Here is a 15,202-nt window from a genome sequence, read left to right on the forward strand (position 1 = left end):
GCCGTTCAGGCGGCGTCTTCGAACTCGTCCTCGTCGTCGCCCGGGACCGGACCGGAATCGGCGCCCTTGGCGTCCACATTGCGGTCGACGAACTCGATGATCGCCATCGGCGCGGAGTCGCCATAGCGGTAGCCGGCCTTGATGATGCGCAGATAGCCGCCGGGACGGTCCTTGTAGCGCTCGGCCAGTTCGTCGAACAGCTTGGCGACGATCCGCTCCTCGGGCAGCTGGGCGTAGGCCTGGCGGCGCGCGTGCAGGCCGCCCCGCTTGGCCAGGGTCACCAGCTTCTCCACCACCGGGCGGAGATCCTTCGCCTTGGGCAGGGTCGTCTTGATCTGCTCATGCTTGATCAGAGCGTTCGCCATGTTCGCCAGCATCGCCTTGCGGTGCGAAGCGGAGCGGTTGAACCGCCGGCCTTTCTTGCGATGACGCATTGTTCCGCAACCTTCCCGTTCGGGGCCTCAACGGGCCTCAGTAATTGTCTTCCAGCTTCTTCGCCAGGTCCTCGATGTTGTCCGGCGGCCAGCCCGGCACTTCCATGCCCAGCCGCAGACCCATCTGGGACAGCACTTCCTTGATCTCGTTCAGCGACTTGCGCCCGAAGTTCGGGGTCCGGAGCATCTCCGCCTCGGTCTTCTGGATCAGGTCGCCGATATAGACGATGTTGTCGTTCTTCAGGCAGTTGGCCGAACGCACCGACAGTTCCAGCTCGTCGACCTTGCGCAGCAGGTTGCGGTTGATCTCGGGCTCGCTGGACTTCTCCTCGACCGTCTCGCGCTGCGGCTCCTCGAAGTTGATGAAGAGCTGGAGCTGGTCCTGCAGGATGCGCGCGGCATAGGCGACCGAGTCCTCCGGCGAGATCGAGCCGTTGGTGACGATCTCCATCGACAGCTTGTCGTAGTCCAGCACCTGGCCCTCGCGGGTGTTCTCGACCTTGTAGGCCACCTTGCGGATCGGGGAGAACAGCGAGTCGACCGGAATCAGACCGATCGGCGCGTCGTCGGGCCGGTTGGAGGACGCCGCGACATAGCCGGAGCCGTTCTCGACGGTCATCTCCATGCTGATGGTCGCATCGTCATCCAGATGCATCAGCACCAGGTCCGGATTGAGGACGTCGATGTCGTGGCCGGCTTCGATCTGGGCCGCCGAGACAGGGCCCGGACCGGTGGCTTTCAGCGAAATCCGCTTCGGCCCGTCGCCGTGCATCTTTAGCGCCAGCTGCTTGATGTTCAGCACGATGTCGGTGACGTCCTCGCGCACGCCCTCGATGGAGGAGAACTCGTGCAGGACATTGTCGATGTGGATCGCGGTGACCGCCGAACCCTGCAGGCTCGACAGCAGCACGCGGCGGAGCGCATTGCCGAGCGTCAGGCCGAAGCCGCGGGCCAGGGGCTCGGCGACGACGGTGGCGCGGCGGGAGACATCGTCCCCACCCTTGATCTCAAGCTTGTTCGGCTTGATCAGTTCTTTCCAGTTGCGCTGGATCACTTGGCGCACCTCATCTCAAAGTCTCAGACCGCTTCGCCGACCGGACCGGGCGGAGCGTCGGATATTGCCGGCGGCGGAGGGTCCGCCGCCAGCGCCCGCATCAGACCCGGCGGCGCTTGCGCGGCCGGCAGCCATTGTGGGCGATCGGGGTCACGTCGCGGATCGAGGTGATCTCGAAACCGGTCGCCTGCAGCGCGCGCAGCGCGGACTCGCGGCCCGAACCCGGCCCCTTCACCTGCACCTCGAGGATGCGCACACCATGCTCCTGGGCCTTCCGGCCGGCGTCTTCCGCCGCCATCTGCGCCGCATAGGGCGTCGACTTGCGGGAGCCCTTGAAGCCCATGGAACCGGCCGACGACCAGGAAATCGCATTGCCCTGAACGTCCGTGATGGCGATCAGGGTGTTGTTGAACGACGCCTGGACGTGAGCCACGCCGTTGGTGATGTTCTTCCGCTCGCGGCGGCGGACGCGTGTTTCTTTCTTCGCCATCTGGATCCTACTTCTTCTTGCCGGCGATCGGCTTGGCCGGCCCCTTGCGGGTGCGGGCGTTGGTGTGGGTCCTCTGGCCGCGCACAGGCAGGCTGCGGCGGTGCCGGAGCCCGCGATAGCACTTCAGGTCCATCAGCCGCTTGATGTTCATCGCGGTCTCGCGACGCAGGTCGCCTTCGACCATGTAGTCGCTCTCGATGACCTCACGGATCTGGATGACCTCGGCGTCGGTCAGGTCGTTGACGCGCCGTTCCTGGGCGATCCCGATCTTGTCGCAGATCTCCCGGGCCTTGGCCGAGCCAATTCCGTGAATGTAGGTCAGACCGATCTCCACGCGTTTCGCGCTCGGAATGTTGACACCAGCAATACGCGCCACGTTGCTCTCTCCTCAAATAACGCAGCCGGGAAGGCGCGGCGAAGGCCGCCCGAAGACCAGAAGCTCGTTGAAGGCGCGCGATTATACGAATGCGCGTCTGTCCGTCAACCGCCTCCGGCCTATTCTTTCCCGTCCAGAACCTTGGTGATCTCCGTCGTCACCGCTTCGATTGACTGCAGACCGTCGACGGTGTCCAGCATGCCCTGCTTCTCGTAGTAGGACAGCACCGGCGCGGTCTGCGAATGATAGACGTCGAGACGCTTCTTCAGCGTCTCCGCGTTGTCGTCGGCCCGGGCGCCGCCGGTCTCGGCGGCGCGGGTCTCGATGCGCTTGTAGAGTTCCGCGTCGGGCACGCGGATCTCGATCACCGCGTCGAGCTTCAGCCCCTTGTCCGCCAGCAGCCGGTCCAGCCCCTCGGCCTGGGCCTGGGTGCGCGGAAAGCCGTCCAGGATGAAACCGTTGCGGCAGTCGGGCTCGTCGATCCGGTCGCCGATGATGCCGATGATGGTCGCGTCGTCGACCAGGTCGCCGCGGTCCATCACCGCCTTGGCCTGCTTGCCCAGTTCGGTGCCCTCGGCCACCGCGGCGCGCAGCATGTCGCCCGTCGAGAGCTGCACCACGCCATAGCGTTCCACGATGAACTGGGCCTGGGTTCCCTTGCCCGCGCCCGGAGGGCCGAAAAGGATGATGTTCAACGCCTCGCTCCCCTCAGCTTCGATTTCTTGATCAGCCCCTCGTACTGATGCGCCAGCAGATGGCTCTGAATCTGGCCGACGGTGTCCATGGTCACCGAAACCACGATCAGCAGGGACGTGCCGCCGAAGTAGAAGGGCACGTTCCACTGCCCGCGCAGGATCTCCGGCAGCAGGCAGACGGCGGCCAGATAGGCGGCGCCGATCACGGTGATGCGGGTCAGCACATAATCCAGATAGTCGGCCGTGCGCTGGCCCGGACGGATGCCGGGCACGAAACCGCCGTTCTTCTTCAAATTGTCGGCCGTGTCCTGCGGATTGAAGACCACCGAGGTGTAGAAGAAGCAGAAGAAGACCACGCCCGAGATGTAGAGCGCGAGGTAGAGCGGCTGGCCCGGGCCCAGCAGGGCGACGACCGACTGCAGCCACTCCGGCCCGGAGGCCTGGCTGAACTGCGCCACCGTCACCGGCATCAGCAGCAGCGACGAGGCGAAGATCGCCGGGATGACGCCGGCGGTGTTGACCTTCAGGGGCAGGTGCGAGGTCTCGCCGCCGATCATGCGGTTGCCCATCTGGCGCTTGGGATACTGCACCAGCACCCGGCGCTGCGCCCGCTCGACGAAGACGATGAAGGCGATGGTGGCGACGACCATGACGATCAGGAACAGGATCACCGCGGTCGACAGCGTGCCCAGGCGGCCGAGTTCCAGCGTGCCGGCCAGCGCGCTGGGCAACTCGGCGACGATGCCCGCGAAGATGATCAGCGAGATGCCGTTGCCGACGCCGCGGGCGGTGATCTGCTCGCCCAGCCACATCAGGAACAGTGTGCCCCCGGTCAGCGTCACCACGGTGGTGAAGCGGAAGAACATGCCCGGATCCTGGACCGCGCTGCCGGCGCTGCCCTGCAATCCCTCCAGCCCCGCGGCGATGCCGTAGGCCTGGAAGGCGGCCAGGATCACCGTGCCGTAGCGGGTGTACTGGTTGATCTTCTTGCGGCCCTGCTCGCCTTCCTTCTTCCACTGCTCCAGGGTCGGCGAGACCGTGGTCAGCAGCTGCATGATGATGGAGGCGGAAATGTAGGGCATGACGTTGAGCGCGAAGATCGTCATGCGCTCCAGCGCGCCGCCGGCGAAGACGTTGAACATGCCGAAGACGCCGCCGGCCTGCTGCTCGAAGACGTCCTTCATGATGATCGGATCGACGCCGGGCACCGGTATGTAGGTGCCGAGCCGATAGATCACCAGCGCGCCCAGGGTGAACCACAGGCGCTTCTGCAGCTCCGTCGCCTTGGCGAAGGCGCTCCAGTTCACATTGGCGGCGAGTTGTTCGGCGGCAGACGCCATCGGTTCACCTCAAACAAGGGCGCGGAGCCGGAACGGCTCCGCTGATGCCACACCCTCGGTTCATTCTGGATCGGGACGCGCCGCCGGATGGGCGACCCCGATCCGCGATCACTTCTTCTTCGGCTTCTTCTTGCCGCTGCGGGCGCGCTCACGGCGCTTCTCCGCCTTGGCCGCCTTGGCCGCCAGTTCTTCCTCGGTCGGCTTGTCGGACAGCGCGACGGAACCGCCCGCGCCCTCGACCGCCTCGACCGCCTTCGCCGACGCGCCGGCGATCTCGAAGTCGAGCTTCGCCGTGAGTTCGCCCTTGGCCAGCAGCCGGACGCCGTCGCGGGCGCGGCTGATGACGCCGGCGGCGACCAGGGCCGCGCCGTTGACCTTCTCGTTTGCGTCGAGACGGCCGTCGTCGACCGCCTGCTGCACCCGGCCGATGTTCACGGCCACGTAGTCCTTGCGGAAGATGTTCTTGAAGCCGCGCTTCGGCAGCCGCCGGTAGATCGGCATCTGGCCGCCTTCGAAGCCCTTGATGGCCACGCCGGAGCGCGCCTTCTGGCCCTTCTGTCCGCGCGAGGCGGTCTTGCCCCGGCCGGAACCGATGCCGCGGCCGACGCGCTTGCGGTCGACCCGCGAGCCCGGATTGTCGTTCAGCTCATTCAGACGCATGGCTGATCGTCCTTCCTGTCCGTTCCGTCGGCCCGCCTTTTCAGGCGCCGACTTCCTCCACCTTCACCAGGTGATGTACCTTCGCTATCATGCCGCGCACCGAGGGAGTGTCCTCGAGCACGCGGGAGCGATGCATCTTGTTCAGCCCCAAGCCGACCAGCGTCGCGCGCTGGTCCTTCGGCCGCCCGATCGGGCTGCCGATCTGGGTCACCTTGACCTTGCCTGCCTCAGCCATCGGCCGCCTCCTGAATCGCCGCCTGGTCATCCCGGCGGCTGACGATGTCGCCGACCTTGCGGCCGCGCTTGGCGGCCACGCGCTTCGGCGACGTGATGTGCTCCAGCGCGTCGAAGGTCGCGCGGATCATGTTGTAGGGATTGGAGGTGCCGGTCGACTTGGTCACCACGTCCTGCACGCCCAGCGTCTCGAAGACCGCGCGCATCGGACCGCCGGCGATGATGCCGGTGCCGGCCGGGGCGGCGCGAAGCACCACCTTGCCGGCGCCGTGACGGCCGGTGATGTCGTGATGCAGGGTCCGGCCCTCGCGCAGCGGCACGCGGATCATGGTCTTCTTGGCCATCTCGGTCGCCTTGCGGATCGCCTCCGGTACCTCGCGGGCCTTGCCCTTGCCGAAGCCGACGCGGCCCTTCTGGTCGCCGACCACCACCAGCGCGGCGAAGCCGAAGCGGCGGCCGCCCTTGACCACCTTGGCCACGCGGTTGATGTGGACCAGCTTGTCGACGAACTCGCTGTCGCGATCCCTGTCATGAAAGTCGGGACGTGCCATGCGTCGTACCCCTTAGAATTCCAGGCCGCCCTCACGGGCGGCGTCCGCCAGCGCCTTCACGCGGCCATGATATTTCAGCCCGCCCCGGTCGAAGACGACCGCCTTCACGCCGGCCTCGCCGGCACGCTCGGCGAGCGCCTTGCCGACCGCCTCGGCCGCCGCCACGGACATGGTCGACTTGATGTCGCCGACAAGGCCCTTCTCGACGGTGCCCGCCGCAGCCACCGTGCGGCCGCCCCGATCGTCGATGATCTGGGCGTAGATATGCTTGGAACTGCGGTGGATGGACAGCCGCAGCCGATCGCCGGCAACCCGGCGTAGCTTGGCGCGGACGCGTTCGCGACGCCGATCCGCCCCTGTCTTGCGCTTGTAATAAGCCATAGCCGCTGCCCTTACTTCTTCTTGCCTTCCTTGCGGACGACGTATTCGTCCGCATAGCGCACGCCCTTGCCCTTGTAGGGCTCCGGCGGACGCCAGCCGCGGATCTCGGCGGCCACCTGGCCGACCTGCTGCTTGTCGATGCCGGAAACGCGGATCGAGGTCGGCTTCTCGCACTTGATGTCGATGCCGTCCGGGATGTCATAGACCACGTCGTGGCTGAAACCGAGCTGCAGGTTGAGCTTGTTGCCTTGGACCTGCGCGCGGTAGCCGGTGCCGGTGATCTCCAGATCGCGGTGAAAACCTTCCGAGACGCCGTGGACCAGATTGGCCGCCAGGGTGCGCTGCATGCCCCACATCATGCGGGACTTCTGGCTCTCGTCCTTGGGCCGGACCGTGATCCTGCCTTCGTCGAAGCTCACCTCGACCTCCGGGACGAAGCGCATGCTGAGCTGGCCCAGCTTGCCCTTCACGGTGATGTCCCGGCCGTCCAGCTTGACGTCGACGCCGCTGGGAACCGGGACGGGGTTCTTGCCGATACGCGACATGATCAGAACACCTCGCAGAGTACTTCGCCGCCGACATTCTCGGCGCGGGCTTCCTCGTCGGAGAGCACGCCCCGCGGGGTCGAAAGGACCGAGATGCCCAGGCCATTGGCGACCTTGCCCAGGTCGGCGATCTTGGAATAGACGCGCCGGCCCGGCTTCGAGACGCGGCGGATCTTCGAGATCACGGGCGTGCCCTCGAAATACTTGAGTTCGATGACCAGTTCCGGAAAGCCCCGATCGCCGTCTTCCAGACGGAAATCGCGGATGTAGCCTTCGCGCTTCAGCACGTCGAGCACGCCCGCGCGGAACTTCGAGGCCGGCGCCCGGACGGCGGTCTTGCGCGCCATCTGGCCGTTCCGGATACGGGTCAACATATCTCCGATGGGATCAGAAAACGACATGTCTCTATCCTTACCAGCTCGACTTGACGAGGCCCGGGATCAATCCCTGGGAGCCGAGTTCACGCAGCGCGATGCGCGACAGGCCCAGCTTGCGGTAATAACCGCGGGACCGGCCGGTGATCGCGCAGCGGTTGCGCAGGCGCGTCTTGGAGCTGTTGCGCGGCAGTTCCGCCAGCTTCAGACGGGCGGCGAAGCGCTCTTCCTGCGGACGCGAAGGATCCTTCGCGATCGCCTTCAGCTCGGCGCGCTTGGCGGCGTACTTCTTCACCAGCTGGCGGCGCTGCTTGTCCTTCTCGATAGAGCTGACCTTGGCCATTATTCGCTCCCCGGCTTGCGGAACGGCATGTTGAACCCGGCGAGAAGCTCCCGCGCCTCGTCGTCGGTCCGCGCCGTCGTGCAGATGATGATGTCCATGCCCCGGATGTCGTCGACCTCGTCGTAGTTGAGCTCCGGAAAGACGATCTGTTCCTTCAGGCCCATGGCGTAGTTGCCGTGGCCGTCGAAGCTGTTGGGGTTCACGCCCCGGAAGTCCCGCACGCGCGGCAGCGCGATGGTGATCAGCCGGTCCAGGAACTCGTACATGCGGCTGGCGCGCAGCGTGACCTTCACGCCCACCGGCATGCCCTCGCGCAGCTTGAAGGTCGCCACCGACTTGCGTGCCTTGGTGATCACCGGCCTCTGGCCCGTGATCCGGGCCAGTTCCGCGGCGGCGGCCTGCACCTTCTTGGAATCGCTGACCCCTTCGCCGACGCCGATATTGACCACGATCTTCTCGAGCTTCGGCAGCTGCATGACGTTCTGGTAGCCGAACCGTTCCGTCATCTGGGGAACGACCTGGCTGGTGTAATGTTCTTTCAGTCTTGGCTGAGCCATCCTGCTCCTCCTCAGACGTCGATCACTTCGCCGGACCGCTTGGCGACGCGCACCTTGCGGCCATCCTCGAGCACCTTGAAGCCGACGCGCGTGGGCGCGCCGTCCTTCGGATCCTCGTGGGCGACATTGGAAATGTGGATCGGCGCCTCGCGCTCGATGATCCCGCCGGGATTGCCCGCGCCGGGACGCTGATGACGCTTGATCATGTTCACGCCGGAGACCACGACGCGGCGCTCGTCGCGGATCACGCGCAACACCTCGCCCTTGCGGCCCTTGTCGCGGCCGGCCAGCACGACGACCTTGTCGCCTTTCCTGATCCTGAACTTCTCGGCCATGGTTACAGAACCTCCGGCGCCAGCGAGATGATCTTCATGTAGCCCTTGCCGCGCAGCTCGCGGGTCACGGGACCGAAGATGCGCGTGCCGATCGGCTCGTTCTGCTTGTTGATCAGCACCGCCGCATTGCGGTCGAAGCGGATCGCCGTGCCGTCGCCGCGGCGCACTTCCTTGGCCGTACGCACGATCACCGCGCGCATCACGTCGCCCTTCTTGACGCGCCCGCGCGGGATGGCCTCCTTGACGGAGACGACGATGATGTCGCCCACGCCGGCCACCTTGCGCTTCGAGCCGCCCAGCACCTTGATGCACTGCACCCGGCGTGCGCCCGAATTGTCGGCGACGTCCAGGTTGGTTTGCATCTGAATCATCGGACCACTCCTGTCCCTTCACAAAGACCGACCGAAATCAGCCGGCCTCGTTGCTCACGTTCGTCGCCACCACTTCCCAGCGCTTCAGCTTGGAGTAGGGGGCGCATTCGATGACCCGCACCGTGTCCCCGACCTTGCAGCTGTTCTCGGGGTCGTGGGCGTGGATCTTCTTGCTGTGGCGAATGATCTTCTTGTAGAGCGGATGGCTCACCCGCCGCTCCACACGAATGACCACCGTCTTGTCATTGGCGTCGCTGACCGCGACGCCCTGCATGACGCGCTTCGGCATCTTCTCAGGCTCCCTTCGTCCGCTCGCCCATGACCGTCTTGATGCGCGCGATCTCGCGGCGCACCTGGCGAATGCGGGCCGTGTTCTCGACCTGGCCGGTGACCCGCTGAAAGCGCAGGTTGAACTGCTCCTTCTTCAGGTCGGTCAGGCTTTCCTTCAGTTCGTCTTCGGACTTGGCGCGGATATCCTGCACGTCCATCTCAATTGCCCTCCGGATACCGGCTGACCATCTTGACCTTCATCGGCAGCTTCGCGGCCGCGCGCTCGAAGGCTTCCTTGGCCAGCTCGTGCGGGACGCCGTCCAGCTCGAACATGATCCGCCCCGGCTTGACCCGGGCTACCCAGTATTCCGGCGAGCCCTTGCCCTTGCCCATGCGGACCTCGGTCGGCTTCTTCGAAACCGGCACGTCCGGGAAGATGCGGATCCAGACGCGGCCCGCGCGCTTGATATGGCGCGTGATGGCGCGCCGCGCGGCCTCGATCTGACGCGCGGTGACCCGCTCCGGCTCCTGGGCCTTCAGGCCATAGGCGCCGAAGTTCAGCGTCGTGCCGCCCTTGGCGACGCCATGGATGCGTCCCTTGTGGGCCTTGCGGAATTTCGTCCGTTTCGGTTGCAGCATTTTCCCGCCTCAACTCAACAGTTCGTCACGAGGAACGGCCGCCGGAGCTCTGCTGCTCCTGCAGACGCTTGTCCTGCGCCATCGGGTCGTGCGCCATGATCTCGCCCTTGAAGACCCAGACCTTGACGCCGATCGCGCCGTAGGCGGTCTTCGCCGTCGCGGTGCCGTAGTCGATGTCGGCGCGCAGCGTGTGCAGCGGCACGCGGCCCTCGCGGTACCACTCGGTGCGGGCGATCTCCGCGCCGCCCAGACGGCCCCCGCAGTTGATCCGGATGCCCAGTGCGCCCAGGCGCATGGCATTCTGGACCGCACGCTTCATGGCGCGCCGGAAGGCCACGCGGCGCTCCAGCTGCTGGGCGATGTTCTCGGCCACCAACCTGGCGTCGACCTCGGGCTTGCGGATCTCGACGATGTTCACCGCGACTTCCGAGGACGTCATGGCCGAGAGATCCCGGCGCAGCTTCTCGATGTCGTGGCCCTTCTTGCCGATGACCACCCCCGGCCGCGCCGAATGGATGGTCACGCGCGCCTTCTTGGCCGGCCGCTCGATGACGACCCGCGACACGCCGGCGCCCGACAGGCGCTTGAACAGGTGATCGCGGATCCTGAGATCCTCGTGCAGCAGGTCGGAATAGACCTTGTCGTCCGCGAACCAGCGCGAGTCCCAGGTGCGGTTGATGCCGAGCCGGAGCCCGATCGGATTGACCTTGTGACCCATCAGTTCGCCTCCTCGACTTCGGCGACCACGACCGTCAGATGGCTGAACGGCTTCACGATCCGCCCGGCGCGGCCCCTGGCGCGCGCCTGAAAGCGCTTCATCACCAGGCCCTTGCCGACATGGGCTTCCTTGACCACCAGCAGATCGGGATCGAGCTGGTGATTGTTCTCCGCATTGGCGATGGCGCTCTGCAGCACCTTCTTCACGTCCAGCGAGATCCGGCGCTTGTTGAAGCTCAGCTGGACCAGCGCGTCCTCGACCTTGCGGCCGCGGATGATCTGGGCGACCAGATTGAGCTTCTGCGGGCTAATGCGCAGGTTGCGCCCGATGGCCCGGGCCTCGTTGTCGGCGAGCGTCCGTTCTCTTGCTTGCTTGCCCATCCGACTATCTCCTCTTGGCCTTCTTGTCGGCGGTATGGCCGTAATAGGTCCTGGTCGGCGCGAACTCGCCGAACTTGTGACCGACCATTTCCTCCGACACCAGCACCGGAATGTGCTTCTGGCCGTTATAGACGCCGAACGTCAGACCGACGAACTGCGGCAGAATCGTCGAGCGCCGGGACCAGATCTTGATCACGTCCTTGCGCCCCGACTCCCGCGCCGCCTCGGCCTTCTTCAACAGAAAGCCGTCGACGAACGGTCCTTTCCAAACTGAACGTGCCACGGTCCGCTCTTCCCTTCGTTTCCGAGGCCCACCGGCCTCTCGTCAATTCGCGCTACCGCTTGTGGCGGCTGCGCATGATCCACTTGTCGCCGGCCTTGTTGCGCCGTGTGCGCGCACCCTTGGTCGGCTTGCCCCACGGGGTCACCGGATGACGGCCGCCCGAGGTACGGCCTTCGCCGCCGCCATGCGGATGGTCGACCGGGTTCATGGCCACGCCGCGCACGGCGGGCCGCTTGCCGATCCAGCGCTTGCGGCCGGCCTTGCCCAGCTTCGTGTTGGCCTGGTCGGGGTTGCTCACGGCGCCGACGGTGGCCATGCACTCGCCGCGCACCATGCGCTGTTCGCCCGAGGACAGACGGAGCTGGGCATAGCCCGCATCCTTGCCGATCAGCTGCGCGTAGGCCCCGGCGGAGCGGGCCATCTGGCCGCCCTTGCCCGGCTTCATCTCCACATTGTGGATGATGGTGCCGACCGGCATGTTGCGCAGGGGCATCGCGTTGCCCGGCTTGATGTCGCAGCGCTCGCCGGAGAGCACGCGGTCGCCGACGGCCAGACGCTGCGGCGCCAGGATATAGCTCAGCTCGCCGTCCTGGTACTCGATCAGCGCGATGAACGCCGTCCGGTTCGGATCGTATTCCAGCCGCGTCACCGTCGCCGGCATGTCGAACTTGCGCCGCCGGAAGTCCACCATGCGGTACCGCCGCTTGTGGCCGCCGCCGATCCGGCGCGCGGTGATCCGGCCGGTGTTGTTGCGTCCGCCCTTCTTCGTCAGGCCTTCGGTCAGGCTCTTGACCGGACCGCCCTTGTGCAGGGCCGAACGGTCGACCGAAACCAGGCCCCGCTGGGACGGCGTCGTCGGATTGTACGTCTTGAGCGCCATGGCTTCAGAGTCCCGTGGTCACATCGATGGAGTGGCCTTCCGCCAGGGTGACGATGGCCTTCTTGACGTCCGGCCGGCGGCCGGGCCGCCCGCGGAAGCGCTTGGTCTTGCCCTTCACGATCATGGTGTTGACGGCCGAGACCTCCACCTTGAACAGGGTCTCCACCGCCGCCTTGATCTCGGGCTTGGTGGCGTCCTTCGCAACCCGGAAGACCACCTGGTTGTGCTCCGACAACAGGGTCGACTTCTCGGTGATCACCGGGCTCTCGATGATGTCGTAATAGCGTTCAAGGCTCATTTGAGACGCGCCTCCAGCGCTTCGACCGCCGCCCGCGTCAGCACCAGGTGCTCGCGGCGCAGGATGTCGTAGACATTCGCGCCCTGGCTGGGCAGCACGTCGATCATCGGGATGTTCCTGGCCGCGCGGACGAAGTTCTCGTTCGGCTCCATGCCGTCCACGATAAGCGCCGAGCTCAGGCCGAGGCCCTTCAGCTTCGCCGCCAGGCCCTTGGTCTTGGCTTCGTCCAGCGACGCCGTGTCGACGATGATCAGCTTGTCGTCGGCGCGCTTGGACGACAGCGCATGCAGCATGGCCAAGCGCCGGACCTTCTTGGGCAGATCATGGGCGTGGCTGCGCACCACCGGGCCGTGGGCGACGCCGCCGCCGCGGTGGTTCGGGGCCTTCCACGAACCCTGGCGGGCGCGGCCCGTGCCCTTCTGCTTGAAGGGCTTGGCGCCGGTGCGCGCAACTTCGTGGCGGCCCTTGACCTTGTGAGTGCCGGCGCGCCGCTTGGCGAGCTGGTAGTTCACCATGCGGTGCAGGATGTCGGCGCGGGGCTCGAGGCCGAAAATGCCGTCGTCGAGTTCGATCTCGCCGGCCTCGCCGTTCTCGAGGTTGATGACCTTGGCCTGCATGGTCACTTCTCCTCCTTGCTCTCGGCGCCCTGCGCCTCGGCCGGCGCCTCGCTCGAGGCCTCGGCTTCGGCTTCCGCCGGCTCTTCCGCAGGGGCTTCCGCCGGCGCGGCCGCGGCCGCACGGACGGACGCCGGGAACGGCGCCTCCTCGGGCAGGGCCCGCTTGACCGCGTCGCGCAGCAGCACCCAGGCGCCCTTGGCGCCCGGCACCCCGCCCTCGACCAGGACGATGCCGCGCTCGTCGTCGGCGCGGACCACCTTCAGGTTCTGCACCGTGACCCGCGCGTCGCCCATGTGGCCGGCCATCTTCTTGCCCTTGAACACCCGGCCCGGATCCTGGCACTGGCCGGTGGAACCGTGGCTGCGGTGCGAGACCGAAACGCCGTGGCTGGCGCGCAGGCCGGCGAAGTTGTGGCGCTTCATGGCGCCCGCGAAGCCCTTGCCGATCGAGGTGCCGACAACGTCGACCTTCTGACCGGGGACGAAGTGCGAGGGCAGCAGCTCGGCCCCCACGTCGACCAGCGCGTCGGCGTCGACGCGGAACTCGGCCAGCTTCATCTTCGGCTCCACCTCGGCCTTGGCGTAGTGGCCGCGCATGGGCTTGTTGACGTTCTTCACCTTGGCCTTGCCCGCGCCCAGTTGCAGCGCGGTATAGCCGTCGGTCTCCGCCGTGCGGTGCGCGACGACCTGACAGCCGTCGATCTGCAGCACCGTCACCGGCAGATGCTCGCCGCCCGCGCCGAAGACGCGGGTCATGCCAAGCTTGCGTGCAATTAGTCCGGTTCGCATGGAACTCATCCCGACCTAGAGCTTGATCTCAACGTCGACGCCCGCGGCGAGGTCGAGCTTCATCAGCGCGTCCACCGTCTGGGGCGTCGGTTCGACGATGTCCAGCAACCGCTTGTGGGTCCGGATCTCGAACTGTTCGCGCGACTTCTTGTCGATATGCGGCGAACGCAGCACCGTGAACTTCTCGATCCGCGTCGGCAGCGGGATCGGCCCACGCACCTGGGCGCCCGTGCGCTTGGCGGTGTTCACGATCTCGCTCGTCGACTGGTCAAGTACCCGATGATCGAAGGCCTTCAGCCTGATCCGGATATTCTGACTGTCCATGTCGCGCTTCCCTTAAGTAAAACCGGCCGCCGTCGAAAAGGCCCGGCGGCGGCCAGGTATTCGTGTGCCTACTCTATGATGGACGCGACGACGCCGGCGCCGACGGTACGGCCGCCCTCGCGGATGGCGAAGCGCAGGCCCTCGTCCATCGCGATCGGGTTGATCAGCTGCACCGTCATGGCGACGTTGTCGCCCGGCATCACCATCTCCGTCCCCTCCGGCAGCTCGATCACGCCCGTGACGTCCGTCGTCCGGAAATAGAACTGCGGCCGGTAGTTGCCGAAGAACGGCGTGTGGCGGCCGCCCTCCTCCTTCGTCAGGATATAGGCCTCCGCCTTGAACTTCGTGTGCGGCGTGATCGAGCCCGGCTTCGCCAGAACCTGACCGCGCTCCACGTCGTCGCGGGCCACGCCGCGCAGCAGCGCGCCGATGTTGTCGCCCGCCTCGCCCTGATCCAGCAGCTTGCGGAACATCTCCACGCCCGTGCACGTCGTCTTCTTGGTGTCGCGGATGCCGACGATCTCGACCTCCTCGCCCACCTTGACGACGCCGCGCTCAACGCGCCCCGTCACCACCGTGCCGCGGCCCGAGATCGAGAACACATCCTCGATCGGCATCAGGAACGGCTGGTCCTTCGGGCGCTCCGGCTGCGGCACGTAGTCGTCCACCGCCTTCATCAGCTCCAGGATCGCCTTCTTGCCGATCTCGTCGTTCGTCCCCTCGACCGCGGCAAGGGCCGAGCCGCGGATGATCGGAATGTCGTCGCCGGGGAAATCGTACGAAGACAGCAGCTCGCGGATCTCAAGCTCCACCAGCTCCAGCAGCTCCTCGTCGTCGACCTGGTCGACCTTGTTCATGAACACCACCAGCGCCGGAACGCCGACCTGGCGCGCCAGCAGGATGTGCTCGCGCGTCTGCGGCATCGGACCGTCAGCCGCCGAAACCACCAGGATCGCGCCGTCCATCTGCGCCGCGCCCGTGATCATGTTCTTCACGTAGTCGGCGTGACCCGGGCAGTCGACATGCGCGTAGTGACGGTTCTCCGTCTCGTACTCCACATGCGCCGTCGAGATCGTGATGCCGCGCGCCTTCTCCTCCGGCGCGTTGTCGATGTCCGCGTACGACTTAACCGCCCCGCCATACTCCGCAAGCGTCATCGTGATCGCCGCCGTCAGCGTCGTCTTGCCGTGGTCAACATGGCCAATCGTGCCAACGTTGCAGTGCGGCTTGTTACGCTCAAACTTCTCCTTGGCCATCTTCTCTTC

28 protein-coding genes are annotated in these 15,202 nt (G+C 66.2%); all 28 read right to left on the bottom strand.

The window, feature by feature from the left end; all coding sequences use genetic code 11:
- Positions 1-5: 5 nt before the first annotated feature.
- Positions 6-434, bottom strand: coding sequence for a 50S ribosomal protein L17 (locus TEF_21700; protein ID ANK83119.1), 429 nt, complete (start codon positions 432-434; stop codon positions 6-8).
- Positions 435-471: 37 nt separating this feature from the next.
- The gene (locus tag TEF_21705; GenBank protein ANK83120.1) at positions 472-1,488 is read right to left on the bottom strand and encodes a DNA-directed RNA polymerase subunit alpha; all 1,017 of its coding nucleotides are present in this window, start codon (positions 1,486-1,488) and stop codon (positions 472-474) included.
- Positions 1,489-1,588: 100 nt separating this feature from the next.
- Positions 1,589-1,978, bottom strand: a complete 390-nt coding sequence (locus TEF_21710) for a 30S ribosomal protein S11 (GenBank protein ID ANK83121.1) — start codon at positions 1,976-1,978, stop codon at positions 1,589-1,591.
- A 7-nt stretch (positions 1,979-1,985) separates the two neighbouring features.
- Positions 1,986-2,354 (bottom strand): 30S ribosomal protein S13, encoded by a 369-nt coding sequence (locus tag TEF_21715; protein ANK83122.1) that lies wholly within the window; start codon positions 2,352-2,354, stop codon positions 1,986-1,988.
- A 119-nt stretch (positions 2,355-2,473) separates the two neighbouring features.
- Positions 2,474-3,049 (bottom strand): adenylate kinase, encoded by a 576-nt coding sequence (locus TEF_21720; protein ID ANK83123.1) that lies wholly within the window; start codon positions 3,047-3,049, stop codon positions 2,474-2,476.
- On the bottom strand, positions 3,046-4,389 hold the full coding sequence (locus TEF_21725) for a preprotein translocase subunit SecY (protein ANK83124.1): 1,344 nt from the start codon (positions 4,387-4,389) through the stop codon (positions 3,046-3,048). The genes TEF_21720 and TEF_21725 overlap by 4 nt, the downstream gene beginning before the upstream one ends.
- A gap of 108 nt (positions 4,390-4,497) precedes the next feature.
- Complete coding sequence (locus tag TEF_21730; protein ID ANK83125.1) at positions 4,498-5,049, bottom strand: 50S ribosomal protein L15; 552 nt, start codon at positions 5,047-5,049, stop codon at positions 4,498-4,500.
- Between the two features lie 40 nt (positions 5,050-5,089).
- A complete protein-coding gene (locus TEF_21735; protein ANK83126.1) occupies positions 5,090-5,284 on the bottom strand; it encodes a 50S ribosomal protein L30 in 195 nt (64 codons plus the stop codon).
- A complete protein-coding gene (locus tag TEF_21740) occupies positions 5,277-5,834 on the bottom strand; it encodes a 30S ribosomal protein S5 (protein ANK83127.1) in 558 nt (185 codons plus the stop codon). The genes TEF_21735 and TEF_21740 overlap by 8 nt, the downstream gene beginning before the upstream one ends.
- Before the next feature lie 12 nt (positions 5,835-5,846).
- Positions 5,847-6,215, bottom strand: a complete 369-nt coding sequence (locus tag TEF_21745) for a 50S ribosomal protein L18 (GenBank protein ID ANK83128.1) — start codon at positions 6,213-6,215, stop codon at positions 5,847-5,849.
- An 11-nt stretch (positions 6,216-6,226) separates the two neighbouring features.
- Positions 6,227-6,760 (bottom strand): 50S ribosomal protein L6, encoded by a 534-nt coding sequence (locus TEF_21750; GenBank protein ANK83129.1) that lies wholly within the window; start codon positions 6,758-6,760, stop codon positions 6,227-6,229.
- A gap of 2 nt (positions 6,761-6,762) precedes the next feature.
- Positions 6,763-7,161, bottom strand: a complete 399-nt coding sequence (locus TEF_21755) for a 30S ribosomal protein S8 (GenBank protein ANK83130.1) — start codon at positions 7,159-7,161, stop codon at positions 6,763-6,765.
- 10 nt (positions 7,162-7,171) lie between these two features.
- Entirely contained in the window at positions 7,172-7,477 is a 306-nt protein-coding gene (locus TEF_21760) for a 30S ribosomal protein S14 (GenBank protein ID ANK83131.1), read from the bottom strand.
- Positions 7,477-8,034, bottom strand: a complete 558-nt coding sequence (locus TEF_21765) for a 50S ribosomal protein L5 (protein ID ANK83132.1) — start codon at positions 8,032-8,034, stop codon at positions 7,477-7,479. The genes TEF_21760 and TEF_21765 overlap by 1 nt, the downstream gene beginning before the upstream one ends.
- Before the next feature lie 11 nt (positions 8,035-8,045).
- Positions 8,046-8,369, bottom strand: coding sequence for a 50S ribosomal protein L24 (locus TEF_21770; GenBank protein ANK83133.1), 324 nt, complete (start codon positions 8,367-8,369; stop codon positions 8,046-8,048).
- 2 nt (positions 8,370-8,371) lie between these two features.
- A complete protein-coding gene (locus TEF_21775) occupies positions 8,372-8,740 on the bottom strand; it encodes a 50S ribosomal protein L14 (protein ANK83134.1) in 369 nt (122 codons plus the stop codon).
- 37 nt (positions 8,741-8,777) lie between these two features.
- Positions 8,778-9,029: a 30S ribosomal protein S17 gene (locus TEF_21780; protein ID ANK83135.1), complete on the bottom strand. Its 252-nt coding sequence runs from the start codon at positions 9,027-9,029 to the stop codon at positions 8,778-8,780.
- A 4-nt stretch (positions 9,030-9,033) separates the two neighbouring features.
- The gene (locus tag TEF_21785) at positions 9,034-9,228 is read right to left on the bottom strand and encodes a 50S ribosomal protein L29 (GenBank protein ID ANK83136.1); all 195 of its coding nucleotides are present in this window, start codon (positions 9,226-9,228) and stop codon (positions 9,034-9,036) included.
- A 1-nt stretch (position 9,229) separates the two neighbouring features.
- Positions 9,230-9,649: a 50S ribosomal protein L16 gene (locus TEF_21790; protein ID ANK83137.1), complete on the bottom strand. Its 420-nt coding sequence runs from the start codon at positions 9,647-9,649 to the stop codon at positions 9,230-9,232.
- Between the two features lie 25 nt (positions 9,650-9,674).
- Positions 9,675-10,367 (bottom strand): 30S ribosomal protein S3, encoded by a 693-nt coding sequence (locus tag TEF_21795; GenBank protein ANK83138.1) that lies wholly within the window; start codon positions 10,365-10,367, stop codon positions 9,675-9,677.
- Entirely contained in the window at positions 10,367-10,747 is a 381-nt protein-coding gene (locus TEF_21800; protein ID ANK83139.1) for a 50S ribosomal protein L22, read from the bottom strand. The genes TEF_21795 and TEF_21800 overlap by 1 nt, the downstream gene beginning before the upstream one ends.
- 4 nt (positions 10,748-10,751) lie before the next feature.
- Positions 10,752-11,030 (bottom strand): 30S ribosomal protein S19, encoded by a 279-nt coding sequence (locus tag TEF_21805; GenBank protein ANK83140.1) that lies wholly within the window; start codon positions 11,028-11,030, stop codon positions 10,752-10,754.
- 52 nt (positions 11,031-11,082) lie between these two features.
- Complete coding sequence (locus TEF_21810) at positions 11,083-11,910, bottom strand: 50S ribosomal protein L2 (protein ANK83141.1); 828 nt, start codon at positions 11,908-11,910, stop codon at positions 11,083-11,085.
- A 4-nt stretch (positions 11,911-11,914) separates the two neighbouring features.
- Positions 11,915-12,208, bottom strand: a complete 294-nt coding sequence (locus TEF_21815) for a 50S ribosomal protein L23 (GenBank protein ANK83142.1) — start codon at positions 12,206-12,208, stop codon at positions 11,915-11,917.
- A complete protein-coding gene (locus tag TEF_21820; protein ID ANK83143.1) occupies positions 12,205-12,825 on the bottom strand; it encodes a 50S ribosomal protein L4 in 621 nt (206 codons plus the stop codon). The genes TEF_21815 and TEF_21820 overlap by 4 nt, the downstream gene beginning before the upstream one ends.
- Positions 12,826-12,827: 2 nt before the next feature.
- Positions 12,828-13,613: a 50S ribosomal protein L3 gene (locus TEF_21825; protein ANK83666.1), complete on the bottom strand. Its 786-nt coding sequence runs from the start codon at positions 13,611-13,613 to the stop codon at positions 12,828-12,830.
- A 15-nt stretch (positions 13,614-13,628) separates the two neighbouring features.
- Positions 13,629-13,937 carry a 30S ribosomal protein S10 gene (locus tag TEF_21830; protein ID ANK83144.1) on the bottom strand — a complete coding sequence of 103 codons (309 nt, stop codon included), beginning with the start codon at positions 13,935-13,937 and terminating at the stop codon, positions 13,629-13,631.
- A 68-nt stretch (positions 13,938-14,005) separates the two neighbouring features.
- On the bottom strand, positions 14,006-15,193 hold the full coding sequence (locus TEF_21835; GenBank protein ANK83145.1) for a translation elongation factor Tu: 1,188 nt from the start codon (positions 15,191-15,193) through the stop codon (positions 14,006-14,008).
- Positions 15,194-15,202 lie beyond the last annotated feature (9 nt).

Source organism: Rhizobiales bacterium NRL2 (assembly GCA_001664005.1).
GTDB lineage: Bacteria > Pseudomonadota > Alphaproteobacteria > Minwuiales > Minwuiaceae > Minwuia.